Raw genomic sequence first — 21,880 nt, 5'->3', positions numbered from 1 at the left:
GAAGGAGTCCCCCATGGCCGCGCCCTCGCTGCCCTCGCGTCTCAACCAGGCCCAGCCCTATGCCATCGGTCTGTTCCGGATCGTCGTCGGGCTGCTCTTCACCTGCCAGGGTGCCGCCTCGCTCTTCGGCGTCCTCGGCCGCGACTCCGTGCCGACCGGCACCTGGCCCTTCTGGTACGCGGCTGCCATCGAGGTGGTCGCCGGCGTGCTGGTGTTCGCCGGAATCGGCACCCGCAGCGCCGCGTTCATAGCCTCGGGCGCCATGGCGTTCGCGTACTTCACGGAGCACCAGCCGAAGTCGCTCTTCCCCTTGCAGAACGGCGGCGAACTGTCCGTGATGTTCTGCTGGGCGTTCCTGCTGCTGGTGTTCACCGGTCCGGGCGCCCTGGCGCTGGACAAGCTGTTCGCCCCGCGCGGTGAGCGCTCGGGTGCGCGGCAGGAGGGCAACGACCAGGCCGCCGCGGCCACTGCCTGACCCACTCCCACCTGCGCCGGGCGCCCGGTCCTCCTGACGAGGGCCGGGCCCGGCGCAGGTGCGACCCGGTGCCGCGGTCGTGCAACGTCCGGGCGTTCGCCGCTTGTCCGTTCGGACATGGCCGATACGTACGACATCATCGGCACCCTGCCGATCTCGGCCCATACGCCGGGCGTACGCTGTACAGCTGTCATGCCGCCCCTGCCGCTCCCCTGCGACGTCGCGGCAATGTCACGGCAACGGGGAGTTCAGGTGCTGGAAAATCTCGAGAGTCTGGGGTCGCTGCTCGGCAGCCCATGGATCTACGCCGTAGTGGCGTTGTCCGTCCTTCTCGACGTCTTCCTGCCCGTACTGCCCAGCGGAGTGCTGGTGATCACCGCGGCCACCGCGGCCGCCGCCGGGTCGACGGCCGACACCGCGACCGCCGCCGCCTCCGTGGCGGGCACGGCGAGCCAGGTGCCACGCGAGGTCCCCTCGCTGCTGGCCCTGGTCCTGTGCGCCGCGACCGCCTCCGTCCTGGGCGATCTTGTCGCCTACCGGCTCGCCTGGCGCGGCGGTGACCGCCTGGACCGGGCGATCGCCCGCTCGCGCCGGCTGACCCGGGCGCAGGAACGTCTCGGCGTGGCGCTCAGCCGCAGTGGCGGCGCGCTGGTGGTGATCGCGCGCTTCGCACCTGCCGGCCGCTCGGTCGTCTCCCTGGGCGCGGGCGCCGCACACCGCAAGGTCAAGGAATTCCTGCCGTGGTCGGCCCTGGCCGGGGTGGCCTGGGCCGGCTACAGCGTGGGGCTCGGCTACTTCGGCGGCCAGTGGCTGGGCGCGACATGGATCGGCGCGGCCGTATCGGTGCTCGCGCTGTTCGCGGCGGGCTCCCTGGCCGCGTACGTCATGCGGCGTCCGGCTGGTCCTGCGGCCATGCGGCGTCCGGCTGGTCCTGCGGCCGAGGAGCCGGGCGCTTAGCCGCACCCGATCCACGCACCTCGAGACCTTCGAGCAGCTTGCGGGTCGCCTCGGTGATCTCGTCGACGGCCTGGTCGAACACCTCACGGTTGTGTGCGGCGGGCGCCCGGAAACCGGACACCTTGCGCACGAACTGCAGGGCGGCGGCCCGGATGTCCTCCTCGGTGGCCTCTTCGGGGAGCACGGGCGGACGGAGCGTCTTGATGCTGCGGCACATGACTTCAGTGTGCCTTGCCCTCGGGCGGGCGGCGGGCCGGTCGGCGTCCTCGGGCTGCGCCCGGTCCCTCGGTCCGACGCCCCCGGGGCAGGCCCGGGTTCTCGGTCTGCGCTCGGTCCGCGTGCGTGACGTCGGGCCGCTCCCGGTCGATGCCCCCGGGCGGGCCGCGGACCCCTCCCGGGCGTGGCCCGGCCGGTGAGCATGACGCCTTCAAGGCGCGGGTCGCTCGGGGCCCGGACGGGCCACGGGGGGAGATCGCAAGGCGGAGGAGCAAGGCGTGGCGGATGCGCCAGGGGCACGCGAGCCCGGCACGATCGGAAGAACGGCCCTCAGGCGGGGCCGGCCTCCACGGCCCGGGTGGTCCGGCCGTGCACGATCAGCATGGTCGCCACCGCTGCGCCCAGGAGCACCAGGGCGACCAGGGCGGGCATCAGGACCACGACCGCGCCCGCGGCCAGGCAGACCAGCCCGCCCGCGATCAGGACAGTGGGGACGCGCCCGGTGGTGCGCAGCATGATGGCTGCGGAGCCGAGGAGGAAGATGCCCACGCCTGCGGTGAGCGCCCAGGCCACGACTCCGTGGAGCGGCTCGGACAGGCTGTAGTGCCCGGAGTCGGCGACCTGTGTCAGGACCTTCTTCATGCCCAGTGCGCAGAGCACGACGCCGGCGACGAGCGGCAGGTGCAGGAACGTGTACACGTCGCGGGCCAGCCGGGTGCGGTCGTCGCCGGTAAGAGCGAACAGCCGGTGCTCGGCCGCTTCGCTGACCTGACGGAAGTACAGCCGCCACAGTCCGGCGACGACCAGCAGGCCGGCGGCGGCAGCGACGATCACGGGTACGTCGACGGGCAGGCCCGAGACGCCCACCCCGATGGCGACGATCGACTCGCCCAGGGCAATGATCACGATGAGTCCGTGCCGCTCGGCGAAGTGCCCCGGCGAGACGACCCGCCAGCCCGAGGAGCCGGTGATGTAGATCCCGCCGTAGTCGATGGCGACCGCGCCGAGCCAGATGAGCACCTGGGTGAGGCCCGTGAAGGCGCTGCCGACCAGCAACAGCACGAACGGCGGGGCCACGGACAGCAGCGCGGTGCGCCGCAGCGTCGCGTGCAGCGCCCGGTCGCCCGGGCTCGCCAGCCAGTAGGTGACCAGGTGCAGCATCCGGACCGCGCCGTAACAGAGGACGAACAGCAAAGGTGCGGGAAGGCCGCCTTCGGCATCCGCGAACACCCCCGGCACCGTCAGCGAGACGATCAGCACCACGGCCATGACGGCGACCAGGACACCGAACAGTGAGCCCGTGTCGGCCCTGACGACATTGCCCAGCCAGGCGAAGCAGCACCAGCACCACCACAGCAGAGCCAGCACCACCATTCCGCCGACCAGCCTCAGGATCGACGGGCCGGCCGCCATCAACGCGGTGACCTGGGTGATCGCGTACACGAAGACCAGGTCGAAGAACAGCTCGGCCGGAGTCACCCGATGACTGTCATCGGTGGCGATCATCCGGGACCGGTCCCTGCCCGTCGTCACAACTCTCCCCCTTCACACCCCTGTTGGTGATGCTCCCGCGGTCGAAGATCTCATGTCGTGCCCTTCCGGCGTGCAAGGTCGGCGAGAGTCGTGGACGGCCGTGCCCCAGCGGCGGCGACGCGCGGACCCGCGTACGGGCCGCGGCCTGCGGGAGCGGTGTGAGCGTCCCCACCCCGGCCGCGGGCTCCGGCGGGCCATGGGGCCAGTAGAGTGCGGCTCGATCTTCTCCCGATGCCCGAGGTACTTCGTCAGTGATGCCCGCACCGCCCTCACCAGCCGTCATCGTCGTCGGGATCGGCGCCGACGGCTGGCCCGGACTCGGCGGGAGCGCGCGGGAGGCCCTGCGCGACGCCGAGGTGATCCTGGGCGGTGCACGGCAGTTGGACCTGCTGCCTGCCGAGTGCGGTGCCGAGCGCGTGGCCTGGCCGAGCCCGCTGCGGCCCGCCGTACCCGGCCTGCTCGCGGCCCACGCGGGACGGCGACTGGCGGTACTGGCCAGCGGGGACCCGATGTTCTACGGCATCGGCCGTGCGCTCTGCGAGGAAGCCGGCCCCGAGTCCGTGCGCGTACTGCCGCACCCCTCGTCCGTCTCGTACGCCTGCGCCCGCCTCGGCTGGCCCGTCGAAGACACCGAGGTCGTCACCCTCGTCGGCCGCCCCGCCGCACAGCTCACGGCCGCGCTCCACCACGGCCGTCGGCTGCTGGTGCTCAGCGCCGGAGCCGACACCCCCGCGGAGGTCGCGGAACTGCTGCGGGACCGCGGGTACGGGCCCAGCCGGATGCGGGTTCTCGAACAGCTCGGCGCGGACATCGAACGCCACGTCGACGGCCTCGCCGACACCTGGACCAAGCCCGCAGGCGACCCGCTGAACGTCATCGCCCTGGAGTGCCGCCGAGCCGACGGGGCGCTGCGGCTGTCCGCCGCGGCCGGGCTGCCCGACGAGGCGTACGAGCACGACGGTCAGCTCACCAAACGCCATGTACGCGCCGCGACACTCGCCTCCCTCGCGCCCGCCCCCGGCGAACTGCTGTGGGACATCGGCGGCGGCTCCGGCTCCATCGCGATCGAGTGGATGCGCACCCACCGCTCCTGCCGCGCGATCACCGTCGAACGCGACCCTGTGCGCGCCGAGCGCATCGCCCGCAACGCCGACGCCCTCGGCGTCCCCGCCCTGCGCGTCGTGAGCGGCGCCGCACCCGGCGCGGTGGCCGGACTGCCCGCACCCGACGCGGTGTTCATCGGCGGCGGGCTGACCGTACCCGGGCTGCTGGACGCCTGCTGGGACGCGCTCCCCGAGGGCGGTCGCCTCGTCGCCAACACGGTGACGCTCGAGTCCGAGGCGCTGCTGGCCGAACGCTACCGGGCGCTGGGCGGCGAGCTCGTGCGGCTGGCGGTCGCGCACGCCGTCCCCGTCGGCGGATTCACCGGCTGGCGCCAGGCCATGCCCGTCACCCAATGGTCCGTCACCAAGACTGGAGAACTGCCATGACCGTGTACTTCATCGGTGCGGGTCCCGGAGCCGCCGACCTGATCACCGTGCGCGGCGCGCGAACGCTGGCCTTCTGCCAGGTGTGCCTGTACGCGGGGTCGCTGGTGCCGACCGAGCTGCTGGCCGAATGCCCGCCGGACGCACGCCTGATCGACACCGCTCAGCTCGATCTCGACGCGATCATCGCGGAGTTGGTCCGCGCGCACGAGGAAGGCCGCGACGTGGCCCGGCTGCACTCGGGGGACCCGTCGGTGTTCAGCGCGGTCGCCGAGCAGATGCGGCGGCTGGACGCGGCGGGGGTGCCGTACGAAGTCGTCCCCGGCGTACCGGCGTTCGCCGCCGCGGCGGCGGCGCTGAAGCGGGAGCTCACGGTCCCGACCGTGGGCCAGACCGTCATCCTGACGCGTATCGCCCAGCAGGCCACGCCCATGCCGGAGGGCGAGGACCTGGCGACTCTGGGCCGCAGCGGGGCACTGTTGGTGCTGCATCTGGCCGCACGGTACGTGGACCGGGTGGTCGACGAGCTGCTTCCGCACTACGGGGCCGACTGCCCGGCCGCGGTGGTGGCGATGGCCAGCCGGCCCGACGAGCTGATCCTGCGGGGCACGCTGGAGGACATCGCCTCCCAGGTGAAGTCGGCGGGCGTGGTCCGCACCGCGGTGATCCTGGTGGGCCGCACGCTGTCGGCGTCCCAGTTCAGGGACAGCCACCTGTACTCCGCGGAGCGCGACCGCCACGTGTGCTGAAACCTCTCCGGGGCGGGTGCGCGCCCCCGGGCGCGGCCCTGCCGGGGCCGGCGATGCCCCGGGGCGGACCGGCGCCTCCGCGGCCCGGACCGTGTCGGCAACGCCCCGGGGGGCAGGCCGACATCTCTCGGGCGTGGCGAGCCCGGGACGCATGGCCTTCCTCGGAAAGCCGGACTCAGGAGACGATGTCGGCCGTTCCGCCGCCGCCGGTGCCCACCCCGCCGCGCGGCTTGGTTGCGGAGAACGGGGGCGTGTCCTGTCGGCACGTTGTTCCGGCCGGCGGGAGGGTGCCGTCGATGAGATAACGGCTCTCGTGCTCGTTGACGCAGCTGCTGGGGTTGACCAGCGCGGTGTGCCCGTACCCGCTGTTGGTGAGCAGGCGGGCGTTGGCCAGTTCTCTGGCCATGGCCTGGGCGCCCGAGTAGGGGGTGGCGGGATCGTAGGTGGTGCCGACCAGCAGAATGGGGTGCGCGGTCGGCTTGTTCCACGGGCCGCGATAGCTGTTGGCCACTGTGGCCGGCCAGGCGGCACACCCCTCGGCGGCCCAGGCCCAGAAGCGTCCGGCGTCGCCCGCACGGGGCGCGCTTGCCTCCTCCGCGGCGTGGTAGGCAGCGGGGTCACGCGGATTGGGGCTGTCGCTGCAGAACACCGCACCGGCCTGTTCATCGCCCAGGTACGGATTCGGGTTCGGGACCGGTGGTCCGGGCGGAAAAGCGACCGGCTCCGGAACGCGGCCCTGCCACAGGGTCTGCAGCCTGCCGGCGAGCCCCGTCCATCCCTGGACCTGGTAGAGGCTGTTCACGACGTCACCGACCGTACGGCCATAGGTCCACGCGCCCGCGGGATGCTTCCGGAGCCGCTGCATCAGCTGGTCGAACTTCTCCCGGCTTGCTTTGGGGCTGCCCGCGGAGAAGGCGCATCGGGCGGTGGTGGTGGACCCGCAGAGGGCGAGGAACTTGTCCAGGACCGCTGCCGCGCCGCGGTCCGCGCCCATGCGCAGGAAGGTCGGGAGCCGGGGGTCGTCGTCGGAGGCGTGGGTCCAGACCTGCGGGTCGACGTTACTGTCGAAAACCATGGCGCGGACCTTGTCGGGGAAGAGGTTGGCATAGGTGGCGCCCAGGAAAGTGCCGTAGGAGATCCCGAAGTACGAGAGTTGTTCGTCGCCCACCGCCTGGCGGAGCTGCTCGAGGTCGCGCGCGGTGTCGGCGGTCGACACATGGCGCAGCAGTTCGGGGTCACGCTGCTGACAGCGCCGGGCCAGATCCTTGTACGCAGCGACATAGGCCGTCCGCTCCTTTTCGCCCACCGGGAAGCCTGCCGGTTTGCTCGCAGCCCAGGCGTCGGCTTCTTGGCGATTCTCGAAGCAGTTCATGGCGGTGCTGCTGCCGATCCCGCGGGGGTCCCAGCTGACGATGTCGAACCGCTCCCGCACCTTTTGCGGGAAGAACTCGTAGTTCTGTGGCATCTGCACTGTTCCGGGCCCGCCGGGGCCGCCGGGGTTGTGGAACAGGGTGCCGATACGCCGTCCGGGGCCGGTCGCCTTCCGCTTGATGACTGCCAGCTCGATGGTGCGACGACCGGGGTTGCGGTAGTCCAGCGGTACCTTCGCGGTCGCGCAGTCGAAGGGACTGCCCTGGACGCAGGGTTTCCAGTCCAGCTTCGGGGCGGGCACCGAAGGTGAAGGCGCGCCACCGGCCGGAGCGAGATCCGGCCCGGTGAACATCGTCGAGCAGACCACCACCGCGGCGAGAGCCGCCGCGTGATGCCGGCGGCCCGCTATGGATCCGGGTATGTGCATACTCCGTCCTTCCTCCTTCTTGGCCGAGCGCCCGAGCCACCCATGCGCTGGACGTCGGTACGCTTCGGCATAAACACCACCGCGGCCCGACGGGGCGCGCCAGCCAACCGCGGCCGAATGGGCCGAGCTGCTCGAGGGCCCGTACGTCGTCGGCCGCGGCGTACCGCGCCCGGGGGCGGTACCGCCACGGTGCGTGCCCTCGGGGCGCCGCGCCCTCCGGCGGCGGACCGGGACCTCAGCCCAGTTCGGCCAAGGGCCCCGCCGGGGCCGATCGGCCCACCACCGTGCCCGCGCGGTCGATACAGATCACGTCCACCGTCACCGGCGCGCCCCGGAGTACTCCCATCGCCTGGTCGCGGGCAGCCGCAGCCACCAGGTCGCCCAGGGGGACGTCCGCCGACCGGCACAACTGGAGTGCCGCGAGGCCCGTGTTGGCCACCGCGATCTCGGACGCCAGGGACTCGTCCGCGCCGCCGCGGCGGGCCAGGTCCGCCAGGAACGGCTTGTCGACCTGGGAGCGTGCCGAGTGCAGGTCGAGGTGACCTGCCGCCAGCTTGGAGAGTTTGGCGAACCCGCCGCAGATGGTGAGCCGGTCGACGGGGTGCCGGCGCACGTACTTCAGCACCGCGCCCGCGAAGTCGCCCATGTCGAGCAGCGCGTCCTCGGGCAGCCCGTACACGGACACGACGGTCTTCTCCGAGGTCGAGCCCGTGCACCCGGCGACGTGGGTGCGGCCGGCCGCGCGGGCCACGTCCACGCCGCGCCGGATCGAGTCGATCCACGCCGAGCAGGAGTAGGGGACGACGATCCCGGTCGTACCGAGGATGGAAAGGCCGCCCAGGATGCCGAGGCGCGGGTTCCATGTGGAGCGGGCGATCTCCTCGCCGTGGTCGACGGAGACGGTGATCTCGACGTCGCCGGTGCCGCCGTGGCGGCCCGCCACGAGGGCGATGTGGTCGCGCATCATCTGGCGCGGGACGGGGTTGACGGCGGGCTCGCCGACGTCGAGGGGCAGCCCGGGCCGGGTGACCGTACCGACGCCGGGCCCGGCCCGGAAGACGACACCGGAGCCGGGCGGCAGCACCCGGACGGTGGCCCGGATCAGCGCGCCGTGCGTGACGTCGGGGTCGTCGCCCGCGTCCTTGACGATGCCCGCCATGGCCTCGTCCCCGGACAGGGACTCGGCGGCAAGCGCGAAGGCGGGCATCTGCCCCTTGGGCAGGGTGATGGTCACCGGGTCCGGGAACTCCCCGGTGAGCAGCGCGGTGTACGCGGCCGTGGTGGCCGCGGTCGCGCACGCCCCGGTCGTCCACCCGGGCCGCAGACCGGTGTGCTTGAGTTGGGCGCTGCGCCCGCCGCCCGTTTCCGAACTCATGGATGGACCTCGATGCACGTACTGATTCTTGGCGGGACGACCGAGGGTCGGCGCCTCGCCGAGACTTTGTGTGCCGCCGGTACGCGCGTCACGAGCTCGCTCGCCGGCCGGGTGGCCACTCCCAGGATGCCTCCGGGCGAGGTCCGCGTCGGCGGCTTCGGTGGTGCCGATGGCCTGGCCCGCTGGCTGCGGGAGCACCAGGTGGACGCGGTCATCGACGCCACCCATCCTTTCGCCGGAACGATCAGCTTCAACGCGGCCGGGGCCGCCGCCGAGGCCCATGTTCCCCTGCTCGCGTTGCGGAGGCCGTCCTGGGTCCCGGTCGAGGGCGACGACTGGCACCCGGTCGGCTCCCTGCCCCTGGCCGCGGACGCCATCCCGGCGCTGGGCGGCCGGGTGTTCCTGACGACAGGCCGGATGGGCCTCGCCGCGTTCGCCCACCTCGAGGAGCCCTGGTTCCTCGTACGGTCCGTGGACGCGCCCGAGGGCGCGTGCCCGCCGCGGACGGAGGTACTGCTGGACCGCGGTCCGTTCACGCTCGACGGGGAGCGTGAACTGCTGCGCCGCCACCGTATCGACGTGCTCGTGACGAAGGACAGCGGCGGGGCTGCGACCGCGCCCAAGCTGACGGCGGCACGCGAGGCCCGTATCCCGGTGATCGTGGTGCGCCGCCCGCCGGTGCCGGCCGGGGTCCCGGAGGTGGCCACCTTCGAGGAGGCGGCCACCTGGCTGAGGACCTACTCGGGGTAGCGGCGGGGGGTCCAGACGATCTCCTCGCCGCCGCCCCGCCGCACCACCTGGGTCTGCGACGACCCGACGAGCAGGATCGTGCGCATGTCGACCTGCGCCGGGTCGAGGTCGCCGAGCCGTACGATCCGTACGCTCTCCTGCGGCCCGCCGATGTCCCGGCCGAGCACGACCGGGGTGTCCGGGGCGCGGTGTTCGAGGAGGAGTTCACGGGCCTTGCCGACCTGCCAGGTGCGGCTGCGCGAGCCGGGGTTGTACAGGGCGAGGACGAGGTCGGCCGACGCCGCGGCGTGCAGGCGTTCGGCGATGACCTCCCAGGGCTTGAGCCGGTCGGAGAGCGAGAGCACCGCGTAGTCGTGGCCGAGCGGCGCGCCGGCCTTGGCTGCCGCGGCGTTGGCGGCGGTGACGCCCGGCAGGACGCGGACGGGCACGTCCTGGTACTCCTCCTGGGAGGCGACCTCCAGGACGGCGGTGGCCATGGCGAAGACGCCCGGGTCACCGCCGGAGACGACGGCCACGCGCCGGCCCCGGCGGGCCAGGTCGAGGGCGAACTCCGCGCGTTCGGACTCGACCTTGTTGTCGGAGCCGTGCCGGATCTGGCCGGGGCGGACCGGGACGCGGTCCAGATACGTGGTGTAGCCGACGAGTTCGTCGGCGTCGGCGAGGGCGCGGCGCGTCTCGGGCGTGAGCCACAAGGGCCCGGCGGGCCCGGTGCCGACCACCACGACATCGCCGGCGCCGGTGGCCGGGCGCGGGTTGGCGATACGGCTGGGGACGACGGCGACAGAGAAGTACGGCACCGACTCCGGGTCGATGTCGGCGAGTTCGCCGGTCCGCTCGCCGCTCATCGTGGCGCGTTCGACGTACCGGGCCTCGGCCAGCCTGCCGGAGGTCTCCATCGCCCGGCGAATGGCGGGGAAGGTACGGCCGAGCTTCATCACCACCGCCGAGTCGGTCGCGGCGAGCCGTGCGGTCAGCTCCTCCTCCGGCAGGGTGCCGGGGATGATCGTCAGCACTTCCTCGGCCTCGCACAGCGGCGTGCCGAGCCGGGCGGCGGCGGCGCTGATGGAGGTGACGCCGGGGATGACCTCGGTCGGGTAGCGGTGCGCGAGCCGCTTGTGCATGTGCTGGTACGAGCCGTAGAAGAACGGGTCGCCCTCGGCGAGGACGGCGACCGTGCGCCCGGCGTCGAGGTGCTCGGCCAGGCGGGCCGCGGCCTCCTCGTAGAAGTCGTCGAGTGCGCCCCGGTACCCGCCGGGATGGTCGGTCGTCTCGACCGTGATCGGGTACATCAGGCGCTCTTCGATGTGGTCGGGGCGCAGATGCGGGGCGGCGATGGAACGGGCGATGCTGCGGCCGTGCCGGGCGCAGTGGTACGCGATCACATCGGCCTCGGCGATGATCTGCGCGGCGCGCAGGGTCATCAGCTGCGGGTCGCCGGGGCCGAGCCCGACTCCGTACAGCCGGCCGGTCGTCAGGTTGTCGCTCACTCTTCCTCGCTCGCGATCGCGTTGATGGCGGCGGCGGCCATGGCACTGCCGCCCCGGCGGCCGCGCACCACCAGGTGGTCGAGTCCCAGGGGGTGGGCGGCGAGTGCGTCCTTGGACTCGGCCGCGCCGATGAAGCCGACCGGCACACCTATGACGGCGGCGGGCCGGGGTGCACCCTCCTCGATCATCTCCAGGAGGCGGAAGAGGGCGGTGGGAGCGTTGCCGACGGCGACGACGGAGCCCTCCAGCCGGTCGCGCCACAGCTCGAGGGCGGCGGCACTGCGGGTGGTGGCCATCTTGGCGGCCAGTTCGGGGACGGACGGGTCGAAGAGGGTGCAGATCACCTCGTTGTCGGCGGGCAGCCGCTTACGGGTGACGCCGCTGGCGACCATGCGGGCGTCGCACAGGATCGGCGCACCGGCGCGCAGGGCCGCGCGGGCGCGGGTGACCACGTCCGGGGAGTAGGCGAGGTCGCGTACGAGATCGACCATCCCGCAGGCGTGGATCATGCGGACCGCGACCTGGGAGACCTCCGCGGGCAGACCGACGAGGTCCGCCTCGGCGCGGATGGTGGCAAAGGACTGGCGGTAGATCTCCGCGCCGTCCTTCTCGTACTCGAACACTGTGCTCTCGCTCACTTGGTGGGTCGATGGGAGTCGGTGGAAGAGGTGCCTCGCGCCGCCAGGAGGGCGTCGGCGAGTCGGGCGGTGGGCACCCCGTGCCGCGCGGGCGGACGGGATCCCCGTGCTCCGCGTACGGAGAGGTCGTAGCCGTCGCCGGTCGCGACCGCGTCCACCCAGGCGCCCTGGGGGTGCCCGCAGCGGCGTTCGCAGCCGGACCAGTACACGGGCAGCCCGCCGGGTCCGGTCGCTCTCACCATGGCGGTGGCGTCGGCGCGTACGTCGGACAGGGCCTTGGCGCACCCGGGCCTGCCGGTACAGGCGCCGACGCCGAGCCAGGGGGACGCGGGATCGGTGATCAGCCCGGCGCCGGCGAGGGCGTGCAGTTCGCGTGCGGCGGTCCGTACGGGGAGGTGGGGCACGACGACTCCGCGCCAGGGTGTGACGCGCAGTTCGCCGGAGCCGTGCCTGCCGGCGAGGTCGGCGAGGAGCCGCCACTGGATGACCGTGAGCCGCCCGAGGGGGGCGAGTACGCACAGCGTGGCGGTGTCGGCGCCGAGCACGACGCCGGGTACGGGACCGGCGGCGGGGACCGCCCCGCCGTCGTCCGCGGCGGCGGGCTCTGTCTGCCCGGCGATGCCTTCACCGCCTGTGGCCTGCATCGCGGCGACCTCGCCCGCGTCGCCCGTGGCCGAGAGCGCAGTACCGACGAAAGCCGGAACGGCGTCCGCTTCGCGCGGGTTGTCACCTTCCGCGCTCGCGGCGCCCGCCCGGCCGCCAGGATGCGCACCGGCCCCGAGTGTCACGATGCGCGCCGCGATGCCCGCCCGCGCCGCCCGGCGGGCAAGCTCACCCGCCGACACCGCGTGCTCCGGGGGCAGTTCGCGTACCCGCCACGCCCGTGTGCCGCTCGCGTCCACGGCGTCGAGGAAGGCCTCTGCGGCGAGCAGAAGCGTACGGGCCCCTTCGTGTGCCGGTACCCGCAGTCCCTGCTCCCCGCCCGCGAGGCGGATCCGCACCTGGCCGTCCGGCTCTGCGAGCAACATCACATCCGCACCGAGCCCCGCGAGGTCCCCGCGGCCGTCGTCGAGCGCGAACAGAAAGCGGCCCGACAGCGATGCGGCCCGCTCGCTCGAGCACAGCAGGGCGTCCAGTTGCCTTACCAGCGGCTGCACATCGAGATGTCCCGCTTCGTCCAGTCCGGACAGGGGGGATGCGACGACGTTGCGGATGCGTTCATGGCGGGGGGCGGGCAGCAGCCCCGCGGCGCCCAGCACAGCCGCCAACTCCCCGCCGCAGGAGCCGTCCAGGCCCCGGAGTTGGAGGTTGCCCCGCGAGGTGATGTCCAGCGCCGAGTCACCGAGCCGCTCGGCCGCGTCCGCCAGGGCGTACGCCTGCGCCGCGCTCAGTACGCCCGCGGGAATGCGTACGCGCGCCAGCGCACCGTCGTCCGCGGCGTGCAGACGCAGCGCGCCCGGGCAGGCATCACCGCGGTCCCGTATGGGAGGTTCACCCGCGTTCGGGTGGTTCGAGGGGGCCGGTGGCATGGCGGCGAGCATACCGACCATCACACATGGCGCCCTGCTCCCCGCGGCGTGACGGCCCTTACTATGCTCCTCGGCGGGCCATTCGGCCCGTCACCGCCGAAGACGGCGTCAGGGGAGGAAGCCCGGTGAGATTCCGGCGCGGTCCCGCCACTGTGAGCCCGGCAGCAGCCGGGCGAGTCAGGAACTCCCGCCGTCCTTCACCGCCCGGGGCGCGGAAACCCCGAGGAAGGCCAGACGCCGCATGATTCTGCTCCTGTCGACGTCCGACACCGACCTGCTCAGCGCACGTGCCGCGGACGGCCCGGTCCCGTACCGGTTCGCGAACCCGGCGCGTCTGACGACCGAAGAACTGCCCGGGCTGCTCGAGGGCACCGAGCTCGTCGTCGTACGCCTCCTCGGCGGCCTGCGTGCCTGGCAGGAGGTCATCGACGTACTCCTCGCCCAGGACCGCCCCGTCATCGTCCTCACGGGTGAACAGGCTCCCGACGCCCAGCTGATGGAAGCCTCCACGGTCCCCATCGGCATCGCGGCCGAGGCCCACGCCTATCTCGCGCACGGCGGCCCCGCGAACCTGGAGCAGCTGGCCCGGTTCCTGTCCGACACCGTGCTGCTCACCGGCCACGGTTTCGAGCCGCCGGCCGCCGCGCCCACCTGGGGCGTGCTGCGGCGCACCGCCCGCAGGGGCGACACCACCACGGGCCCGCTGATCGCGGTGCTCTACTACCGGGCCCACCACATGAGCGGCAACACCGCCTTCGTGGACACCCTGTGCGGCGCCATCGAGGACGCGGGCGGCCGTGCGCTTCCCCTGTACGTGGCCTCGCTGCGCGCCCCGGAGCCCGAGCTGCTGGAGCAACTGCGCTCCGCCGACGCCCTGGTGACCACGGTGCTCGCGGCGGGCGGCACCCGCCCCGCCGAGGCCTCGGCAGGCGGCGACGACGAGTCGTGGGACGCGGGCGCGCTGGCCGCCCTCGACGTACCGATCCTGCAGGCCCTTTGTCTGACCGGCTCGCGCTCGGCGTGGCAGGAGAGCGACGAGGGCCTGTCCCCCCTGGACTCGGCGAGCCAGGTGGCGGTGCCCGAGTTCGACGGCCGGCTGATCAGTGTCCCGTTCTCGTTCAAGGAGATCGACGAGGACGGCCTCCCGGCGTACGTGGCCGACCCCGAGCGGGCCGCCCGGGTCGCCGGAACCGCCGTACGCCACGCCCGCCTTCGCCACATCCCGAACGCCGAGAAGCGTCTCGCGCTGGTGCTGTCGGCGTACCCGACCAAGCACTCACGTATCGGCAACGCGGTCGGTCTGGACACCCCCGCCTCCGCCGTCGCCCTGCTGCGCCGGCTCCGGGCGGAGGGCTACGACTTCGGTACGCAGGAGGTGCCCGGTCTCTCGTCGGGCGTCGGCGACGAGCTGATCTACGCGCTGATCGAGGCGGGCGGCCACGACCAGGACTGGCTCACCGAGGAGCAGCTGGCGCGTAATCCGGTACGTATCCCGGCGGCCGACTACAAGCGCTGGTACGCCCAGTTGCCCGCCGAGCTGCGGGAGGCCGTCGAGGAGCACTGGGGTCCCGCGCCCGGCGAGATGTTCCTGGACCGCAGCCGCAACCCGGAGGGCGACATCGTCCTCGCGGCCCTGCGGCGCGGCAATCTGCTGATCCTCATCCAGCCGCCGCGGGGCTTCGGCGAGAACCCGATCGCGATCTACCACGACCCCGATCTGCCGCCCTCGCACCACTACTTGGCGGCCTACCGCTGGATCTCCGCCGCGGCGTCGGACGGCGGTTTCGGCGCGGACGCGATGATCCACCTCGGCAAGCACGGCAACCTGGAGTGGCTGCCCGGCAAGAACGCGGGCCTGTCCGCGGCCTGCGCCCCCGACGCCGCACTGGGCGACCTGCCTCTGGTCTACCCCTTCCTGGTCAACGACCCGGGCGAGGGCACCCAGGCCAAGCGCCGGGTGCACGCCACGCTCATCGACCATCTCGTACCACCGATGGCGCGTGCCGAGTCCTACGGTGACATCGCGCGCCTGGAGCAGCTCCTGGACGAATACGCCCAGATCTCCTCCATGGACCCGGCGAAGCTGCCCGCGATCCGGGCGCAGATCTGGACCCTGATCCAGGCCGCGAAGCTCGACCACGACCTGGGCTTGGACGACCGCCCGGACGACGACGGCTTCGACGACTTCCTGCTGCATGTCGACGGCTGGCTGTGCGAGGTCAAGGACGCGCAGATCCGCGACGGTCTGCATGTGCTGGGCGGCGCCCCGACGGGCCCGGAGCGGGTCAATCTGGTCCTGTCGATCCTGCGCGCCCGCCAGATCTGGGGCGGTACGACCGCATTGGCGGGCCTGCGCGAGGCGCTGGGCCTGGACGAGTCGGCCGCGACCCGTACGACGGCGGACGAGGCGGAGGCCACGGCCCGGGAGCTGGTCGAGGCGATGGAGGCCGCGGGCTGGGACCCGGAGGCGGTCCCGACGGACCACGGCGACCAGGTCGCGGCGATCCTGCGCTTCGCAGCCCTTGAGGTGGTCCCCCGCCTGTCCCGCACCACCGACGAGATCGACCACGCCGTTCACGCCCTGAACGGCGGCTTCGTCCCGGCCGGCCCGTCCGGATCGCCGTTGCGCGGCCTGGTCAACGTGCTGCCGACCGGCCGGAACTTCTACTCCGTGGACCCCAAGGCCGTACCGTCGCGCCTGGCCTGGGAGACCGGCCAGGCGCTGGCCGACTCGCTGCTCGAGCGCTACCGCGCCGACAACGGCGAATGGCCGACCTCGGTGGGCCTGTCCCTGTGGGGCACGAGCGCAATGCGTACCGCGGGCGACGACGTCGCGGAGGCGCTGGCGCTGCTGGGCATCCGCCCGGTCTGGGACGACGCGTCCCGCCGGGTGACGGGCCTGGAGCCGATCGCGCTCGAGGAGCTGGGCCGGCCGCGGGTCGATGTGACGCTGCGTATCTCGGGCTTCTTCCGGGACGCGTTCCCGCACACGATCGGTCTGCTGGACGACGCGGTGCGCCTCGCCGCCTCCCTCGAGGAGCCGTCGGACGCGAACTTCGTGCGCGCCCACACCCAGGCCGACCTGGCCGCGCACGGCGACGAACGCCGGGCGACCACCCGTATCTTCGGATCGCGCCCGGGGACATACGGCGCGGGCATCCTGCAGCTGATCGACAGCCGCGACTGGCGCACCGACGCGGACCTGGCGGAGGTCTACACGGTCTGGGGCGGCTACGCCTACGGCCGCGGCCTCGAAGGCCGTCCGGCCCGTACGGAGATGGAGACGGCGTACAAGCGCATCGCGGTCGCGGCCAAGAACACGGACACGCGCGAGCACGACATCGCGGACTCGGACGACTACTTCCAGTACCACGGCGGCATGGTGGCCACGGTCCGTGCCCTGCGCGGCACGGCCCCCGAGGCGTACATCGGCGACTCGACCCGCCCGGAGACGGTCCGTACCCGCACCCTGGTGGAGGAGACGTCCCGCGTCTTCCGCGCCCGCGTGGTCAACCCGCGCTGGATCGAGGCGATGCGCCGCCACGGCTACAAGGGCGCGTTCGAACTGGCCGCGACGGTGGACTACTTGTTCGGCTACGACGCGACGACGGGCGTGGTCGCGGACTGGATGTACGACAAGCTCACCGAGACGTACGTCCTCGACCCGACGAACCGCGCCTTCCTCCAGGAGGCCAACCCCTGGGCCCTGCACGGCATCGCGGAACGCCTGCTCGAGGCGGAGTCCCGCGGTATGTGGGGGAAGCCGGACCCGTCGGTGCTGGAGGCGCTGCGGCAGGTGTTCCTCGAGACCGAGGGCGACCTGGAGGACGACGAGGCATAGGCGCGGGCCTGGTGGTGCACGCGTGGACGCGGAGTCCGGTCCGACCGGACTCCGCGTCCACGTTGCGCGATGAACACCACGCGGTGTCCCCTGTCGACGGCGAGCTCCTGGCGTCGCCGGCCGACTGCAGGCCGTGGGTCAGCGGACGCGGGGCGGGCGCTGTGCGGCCAGGATCAGCCCCGCGACAGCCAGCATCAGCGCCGCTCCCGAGTAGGTGACGACGGACCTCACAGCGGAGTCGGCGAGGAAGGCGGCCCCGACCAGCTGAAGGCCGAGACACGCCGCGAGCACCAGCAGGGCGTAACCGAACAGGCGGGGCCTGAGGACGTGCCCGCGCTGCGCGGGCAGCACCCACCCGGTCCTGACCGCAGCGGCTCCCGCGACCGCCACGAGCACCGCCAATCCGGCGACCGGGACTCCCACGTACCAGTTCATGCGCTCCACCCTGACTACCTGGCCCCAGGTGGGGCCGAACGCGGCCGATGATGGCACACCCGGACTCCCGGCTTCCAGCGTCGGGCGAGGACCGGGGTCACTGCCTGTGCAGGGAAGCCGTGCCCGCACCACCACGCGGGGCGCTGTCAGAGCGGTATGTGGATGTCGACGACGGGACCCGTGGCAAGGACGGGCGGCGCGTCCAGGGCCTCGAGGACGTGGAGCATCGGTGCGTTGACCGTGGCGACCGCGGCCGTCAGGGTGTGGTGCCCGGCCCTGCGGGCCACATGGGCCGCGTGTGCGGCCAGCGCGGTACCCAGCCCCTTGGACTGCCATTCGTCCTCGATCAGCACGGCCAGTTCCCCCACCCCCTGCTGATCGGTGCGCATGACGTTGGTCATGGCGATGATGCGGTCCGTGCACTCGGCGGTGGTGGTGACCAGGGTGGTGCCGCGCTTCGGGTCGGACAGCACGCGCCAGCCGGCCGAGGACAGCTCGGCTTTACCCGCGTGGTAGCGCAGAGCTCGGCTGATCGGGGAGCATCGGCGGTGCAACGCCTGGACCGGTCCGAGGTCAGCTGGGGTCACCTCCCGTGTCCGGGTGGGTGTGCCGTCGGTCAGCGTGATCGGGTGTGTGCCTAAATGGCCGGCGTCGGGCATGCGCCCTCCTCACTCATGACTCATGTACGTGACGGGTGTGCCGCGAACCCGCTCCGGGCGCGTCCGCTTTCCGGCACAGGAGCAGTCTTTGGCCACCCCCCGGCCGACTCAAGGGCCGTTTGCGCCATATCGATTACTCTTCGCGCACTTTTCGTCACTGTACGGAGGGGAGGGTCTCGGCGGACCTGTTTCAGGACGCCCTGCTGACGGGCGTCGCCGGGGAGCACCGAACACCGAAGGCCCCGACCGGCGAACCGGTCGAGACCTTTCATCCGATGAAGGATGCGCGCCGTCCCCGCAGTCGGACCCGGGGAAGCATGGTCGGATTCCTGGTGGCTCTATCGGGCCGTTCCGAAGTCCTGTGTCCAGTAATTGCCGGGCTGCGCGAGACCGATGCCGATCTCCTTGAACTCACAGTTGAGGATGTTGGCCTTGTGGCCGGGGCTGTCCATCCAGCCCGCCATCACGCTCTCGGGGGTGGTGTAACCGTAGGCGACGTTCTCGCCGTAGGTGCTCCAGCTGTACCCGGCACGCGTGATCCGGTCGCCCGGATTCGACCCGTCGGAGCCCGTGTGGGACATGTTCGTATGGGAAGACATGTCCTTACTGTGGTCAAGTGCGGCCTTTGACAGCTTTGCGTTCAAAGTCACCGGCGAGCACCCGGCCTTGCTGCGCTCACTGTTGACGAGCTGCAGAACGCGGGCCGTGGCCCCGGACGCCGGGGCGGTGGTCTTCGGCGCGCTGGGCGTCGCGGTCGCCTTGGGCGCGCTCGGCGTCGCGGTCGCCTTCGGCTTGGCCGGCGTCGCGGTGGCCTTGGGTGCGCTGGGCGTCGCCGTGGCCTTCGGCGTACTGGGCGACGCGGTCGCCTTCGGCTTCTCCGGGGACGCGGTGGCCTTCGGCGCACTCGGCGCCGCCGTGTGCTTCCGCCACTCTCCCGCCCCCCGCTCGTGACCCCATGAGGCACCCGCCCAGCGCTGCTCGGCGTCCTCACCCTTCCAGTGACGGTGGGACTGCCTGCCCGCATCCTCCTCAGGATTCATGCAGGCCATGGCGGCGGAGGGCACGCCCACGGCTCCCACGGCAACGACAGCGATGGCTATCTGCCGGTAGTACGTCTTCCTACGGTGCTTACCCATGCGTGACCTCGCTCGATATTCGCGGAGCGCCCCAGCCCTACCGGCTCGGCGCAGATCCTGCGCCTGAGCTGCTGAGATGCTTTGCGGTCGCCATTGTTAGAACCGGGGTCAGGACAGGGCAACGAGCGTCCGTACTACCTCGTCTCGTAGGCACGGACGACCCTTGAATCGGACACACAGGCGTGCTGGTCCGGCTCCGGAAGTTCCGGAAAGCGCTGACACGCCATCAGAAACCCTTGTTCGCTCACCGAACGGGCGAAAGTGCCGAGCGGAGCGAATAGGACCAAACCCTGCAAAAGATATGTCGGCATCAAGACGGACAAATATCGCTATGTCGCCAAGGCGCCATCTACTACTCAGCGACCTAAGTGCCAAAAGCTGTGTGGCCGATGTCACGGAACCATGGATGCGTCGACATTCCCACGTGGCCGCTCTGCCCTACTTCGCCGCTTATGGGCGCACAGACGGGCGGCCCGGAAGGTGACCAAAGGGAAAACCACCCTCACCCGGACCGGACCGGGCGGCGAAGAACCACCCCCGGCCGCCACCGCCACGCCGCCCCCGCCCCCGTCACCCTCGCCATCGCCATCGCCATCGCCACCTGCGGCGGCAGTGACGACAGCAAGTTCCCCCAGCTCAAGTCAGCGAACGCCGACGAGCGGATCATCATCACTCTGTCGAGGGCGGACGGTGTCGTCAGCATCTCGGGCTGCGAACCGCTCAAGCCCGCTCCTGAGCATCCGGAACAGGAGAACCCCGGCTTCACCGTGCAGATGCGGGGTGGCGCGCGGACCGCAAAGGACAGCAACGCATCAGCGGCAGACCATGCGGCTGTCGCGAACGGCCCCTGTTGTCAGTGGCCGCCCATAGGATCGGCCCATCAATCCACCGAGAAAGTGCGGTGGTTGCTTCTGGCCCCGTCGGTACAGCGCCCGACGGGGCACGCTGCTGCCGGCCCCCGAACAGGGGCCAGTTGCCGGCCGGAGACACGCGGCGACGCATGCGCGGCCGACCGAGCCATGGCCCGATCTCTCGCCGACGACGACGCGCACCCGCCCCGTCCCGGGCCGACCACGGCCTGCTCCCTGTACAAGGTCGGCCGACGGGGTACCGATCGCATCAAAGATCCGCAGCCGGGTCGAGGAGCCGGCACTCACCGCCGCCGTGCTGCCGCGGCGCGGACCGCGTCGCACGGCGAACGGAAGCGGATCATACGATCGTTGGCCCGCCGGGCTCTCCGGGGCCACCCTCCTCCCCGCCGGCCTGGCCGCCGCGCCTGCTGACGATGGGCAGCGCCCGCACCAGGTCGGCAGGAAGGGCGAGCCCCTCGTCGGTGGACGGGTTGACCGCCAGCCACAGGTCGTCCTCCGGCCAGTTCGCGGCCAGCTCGAGGACGGGGATGCGGAGCGCGGTCTCGGGGTCTCCCCCGGCCGCCTTCAGTGCGTCCTCGGTCGTGAAGACGGGGATGTACCGGGTGCCGTCCTGTTCGATCACCGGCAGGGCGATGGCGCCCTCGGGACGCTCCTCCTCACCCTCGGCCGGTGGCGCCTGCGGCAGCAGGGCCACACTGTTCGCGATATCGATCAGGACGGCCTGGGTCTGTGCCGCGTCCGCTGCGGACGGCGCTCCCTCGGTGGGGGGAGCGTTTTCGTCGGGGGTCGAGGTGCTCATGGCTTGTCCTCTCGTCGGCGTTGCTCACCAGCCCCCCGCTCGACACGGGTGGGCTCGGCTTGCCGCAGTCGCCGCCGGATGCCGCCCAGCGGCACGGGGCCGGGGCAAGCGTTCGATACCACCAAGGCTATGCCGCCCGGCGTTCTGTGCCATGTTCTCGCCGGGGAATCGGTGGTGGGCGTGACCGGTCCTCCGTCCCGGACAGCGGCTCCACCCCTGCGGCTCCCCCTGGCCGGCAGCGTCACCCGGACGGCAGCCCTGCCGGCCTGCTGCCGGAACCGATCACGGATCCGGGCACCTGGGCTCGCGTCCCCACGCTCGGCTGCCGGGCCGCCGGAGGGCGTACCGGACCGACAACCGCGAATGGATCGACCGTGATCGGGCGACGCCTCTCCCGGACGGACCGGCGAGTCGTGCGGTACGGCGCGTCGGAGGCCCGCTCGGGCCGTCGTAGGCGGACGATCGGGGAGATGTCGTCCGTACACAGGAGGAATTCATCGTGGCCACCACGCGCAACGCTCACACCGAGTGGGAAGGCGATCTGCTCAAGGGCCTCGGAGAGGTCACGCTCGACTCCTCAGGAGTCGGCCACTTCCCCGTGACCTGGGCTTCTCGCGCTGAGGAGCCTCGAGGAAAGACCAGCCCCGAGGAGCTGATCGCCGCCGCCCACTCCAGTTGCTTCTCGATGGCCCTGGCGAACACCCTCACCAAGGCCGGAAATCCGCCGACGCTGCTCACGACGAAGGCCGCGGTCACCTTCGAGCCGGGCACCGGCATCACCGGAATCCACCTCACGGTGCAGGGCCAGGTACCGGGTATCGACGAGGCCGCCTTCAAGACGGCGGCCGAGGACGCGAAGGTCAATTGCCCGGTGAGCCAGGCCCTCACGGGCACCACGATCACGCTCACCTCCACCCTGGACTGACGGGGCAGGCACGTGTCGCCGCCCGAGCCGGTCCGGGCGGCGGCCACGGCCAGTGGGCGCAACTGTGGGATTCGAGGTCGGCGCGGCCGAACGTTCGGAACTGTCCGCATAAGGACCCTGCCGTGAGTGGCCTTGGGGCCCGCCCTCACCGGAGCGGCCGTTCGTGCATGCGCGTGCCGAAATTCCCGACGCCGCGCGGACCGGCTGCCGTAACGTTCA

The 21,880-nt window shown here is 72.1% G+C and carries 18 protein-coding genes and 1 riboswitch; of the genes, 7 read left to right on the top strand and 11 right to left on the bottom strand.

Features of this window, described 5'->3' with window-relative positions:
- Window positions 1-13: 13 nt before the first annotated feature.
- Both ACFYWI_RS35440 and ACFYWI_RS35435 read left to right on the top strand, forming a co-directional pair.
- Window positions 14-475 carry a DoxX family protein gene (locus tag ACFYWI_RS35440; RefSeq protein WP_389239901.1) on the top strand — a complete coding sequence of 154 codons (462 nt, stop codon included), beginning with the start codon at window positions 14-16 and terminating at the stop codon, window positions 473-475.
- A gap of 228 nt (window positions 476-703) precedes the next feature.
- Entirely contained in the window at window positions 704-1,432 is a 729-nt protein-coding gene (locus ACFYWI_RS35435; protein WP_389239920.1) for a DedA family protein, read from the top strand.
- Here the strand turns inward: ACFYWI_RS35435 and ACFYWI_RS35430 are convergent.
- Window positions 1,359-1,649: a DUF2277 domain-containing protein gene (locus tag ACFYWI_RS35430; RefSeq protein ID WP_389239900.1), complete on the bottom strand. Its 291-nt coding sequence runs from the start codon at window positions 1,647-1,649 to the stop codon at window positions 1,359-1,361. The two genes, ACFYWI_RS35435 and ACFYWI_RS35430, sit on opposite strands and share 74 nt — an antisense overlap.
- A 329-nt stretch (window positions 1,650-1,978) precedes the next feature.
- A complete protein-coding gene (locus ACFYWI_RS35425) occupies window positions 1,979-3,154 on the bottom strand; it encodes a low temperature requirement protein A (protein WP_389239899.1) in 1,176 nt (391 codons plus the stop codon).
- 281 nt (window positions 3,155-3,435) lie between these two features.
- Here ACFYWI_RS35425 and cbiE point away from each other — a divergent pair, with 281 nt between their 5' ends.
- Window positions 3,436-4,671, top strand: coding sequence for a precorrin-6y C5,15-methyltransferase (decarboxylating) subunit CbiE (gene cbiE / locus ACFYWI_RS35420; RefSeq protein ID WP_389239898.1), 1,236 nt, complete (start codon window positions 3,436-3,438; stop codon window positions 4,669-4,671).
- The gene (gene cobM, locus ACFYWI_RS35415) at window positions 4,668-5,417 is read left to right on the top strand and encodes a precorrin-4 C(11)-methyltransferase (RefSeq protein ID WP_389239897.1); all 750 of its coding nucleotides are present in this window, start codon (window positions 4,668-4,670) and stop codon (window positions 5,415-5,417) included. The genes cbiE and cobM overlap by 4 nt, the downstream gene beginning before the upstream one ends.
- 175 nt (window positions 5,418-5,592) lie before the next feature.
- Here the strand turns inward: cobM and ACFYWI_RS35410 are convergent, their stop codons facing one another.
- Together ACFYWI_RS35410 and ACFYWI_RS35405 are read right to left on the bottom strand one after the other, a co-directional pair.
- Window positions 5,593-7,215 (bottom strand): alpha/beta hydrolase, encoded by a 1,623-nt coding sequence (locus ACFYWI_RS35410; protein WP_389239896.1) that lies wholly within the window; start codon window positions 7,213-7,215, stop codon window positions 5,593-5,595.
- Between the two features lie 235 nt (window positions 7,216-7,450).
- Complete coding sequence (locus tag ACFYWI_RS35405; protein ID WP_389239895.1) at window positions 7,451-8,590, bottom strand: cobalt-precorrin-5B (C(1))-methyltransferase; 1,140 nt, start codon at window positions 8,588-8,590, stop codon at window positions 7,451-7,453.
- Window positions 8,591-8,602: 12 nt separating this feature from the next.
- Between ACFYWI_RS35405 and ACFYWI_RS35400 the strand changes: the two genes are divergently transcribed.
- Window positions 8,603-9,340, top strand: coding sequence for a cobalt-precorrin-6A reductase (locus tag ACFYWI_RS35400; RefSeq protein WP_389239894.1), 738 nt, complete (start codon window positions 8,603-8,605; stop codon window positions 9,338-9,340).
- Here ACFYWI_RS35400 and ACFYWI_RS35395 read toward each other — a convergent pair.
- The 3 genes from ACFYWI_RS35395 to cobG are packed head-to-tail and all read right to left on the bottom strand — an operon-like array spanning window position 9,328 to window position 12,994.
- Entirely contained in the window at window positions 9,328-10,827 is a 1,500-nt protein-coding gene (locus ACFYWI_RS35395) for a precorrin-2 C(20)-methyltransferase (protein ID WP_389239893.1), read from the bottom strand. The two genes, ACFYWI_RS35400 and ACFYWI_RS35395, sit on opposite strands and share 13 nt — an antisense overlap.
- Window positions 10,824-11,450: a precorrin-8X methylmutase gene (locus tag ACFYWI_RS35390; RefSeq protein ID WP_389239919.1), complete on the bottom strand. Its 627-nt coding sequence runs from the start codon at window positions 11,448-11,450 to the stop codon at window positions 10,824-10,826. The genes ACFYWI_RS35395 and ACFYWI_RS35390 overlap by 4 nt, the downstream gene beginning before the upstream one ends.
- A gap of 11 nt (window positions 11,451-11,461) precedes the next feature.
- The gene (gene cobG / locus ACFYWI_RS35385) at window positions 11,462-12,994 is read right to left on the bottom strand and encodes a precorrin-3B synthase (protein ID WP_389239892.1); all 1,533 of its coding nucleotides are present in this window, start codon (window positions 12,992-12,994) and stop codon (window positions 11,462-11,464) included.
- Between the two features lie 114 nt (window positions 12,995-13,108).
- Window positions 13,109-13,181: riboswitch (cobalamin riboswitch) on the top strand.
- Window positions 13,182-13,235: 54 nt separating this feature from the next.
- Here cobG and cobN point away from each other — a divergent pair.
- On the top strand, window positions 13,236-16,835 hold the full coding sequence (gene cobN, locus ACFYWI_RS35380; protein ID WP_389239891.1) for a cobaltochelatase subunit CobN: 3,600 nt from the start codon (window positions 13,236-13,238) through the stop codon (window positions 16,833-16,835).
- A 138-nt stretch (window positions 16,836-16,973) separates the two neighbouring features.
- Here the strand turns inward: cobN and ACFYWI_RS35375 are convergent, their stop codons facing one another.
- From ACFYWI_RS35375 to ACFYWI_RS35360, 4 genes are all read right to left on the bottom strand, one after another.
- Window positions 16,974-17,270 carry a hypothetical protein gene (locus ACFYWI_RS35375; protein WP_389239890.1) on the bottom strand — a complete coding sequence of 99 codons (297 nt, stop codon included), beginning with the start codon at window positions 17,268-17,270 and terminating at the stop codon, window positions 16,974-16,976.
- Window positions 17,271-17,416: 146 nt separating this feature from the next.
- The gene (locus ACFYWI_RS35370) at window positions 17,417-17,929 is read right to left on the bottom strand and encodes a GNAT family N-acetyltransferase (RefSeq protein ID WP_389239889.1); all 513 of its coding nucleotides are present in this window, start codon (window positions 17,927-17,929) and stop codon (window positions 17,417-17,419) included.
- 338 nt (window positions 17,930-18,267) lie between these two features.
- Complete coding sequence (locus ACFYWI_RS35365) at window positions 18,268-19,065, bottom strand: CAP domain-containing protein (RefSeq protein WP_389239887.1); 798 nt, start codon at window positions 19,063-19,065, stop codon at window positions 18,268-18,270.
- Between the two features lie 1,209 nt (window positions 19,066-20,274).
- Complete coding sequence (locus tag ACFYWI_RS35360) at window positions 20,275-20,736, bottom strand: SseB family protein (protein ID WP_389239886.1); 462 nt, start codon at window positions 20,734-20,736, stop codon at window positions 20,275-20,277.
- Window positions 20,737-21,235: 499 nt separating this feature from the next.
- On the opposite strand from ACFYWI_RS35360, the gene ACFYWI_RS35355 reads away from it, so the two are divergent.
- Window positions 21,236-21,661, top strand: a complete 426-nt coding sequence (locus ACFYWI_RS35355) for an OsmC family peroxiredoxin (protein ID WP_389239885.1) — start codon at window positions 21,236-21,238, stop codon at window positions 21,659-21,661.
- Window positions 21,662-21,880: the final 219 nt, after the last annotated feature.

It is taken from the genome of Streptomyces sp. NPDC002889, from assembly GCF_042888425.1.
In the GTDB taxonomy this organism is placed as follows: Bacteria; Actinomycetota; Actinomycetes; order Streptomycetales; family Streptomycetaceae; genus Streptomyces.
Note: the sequence above shows the minus strand (reverse complement) of the source record. Positions and strands in the feature narration are given on the sequence as shown.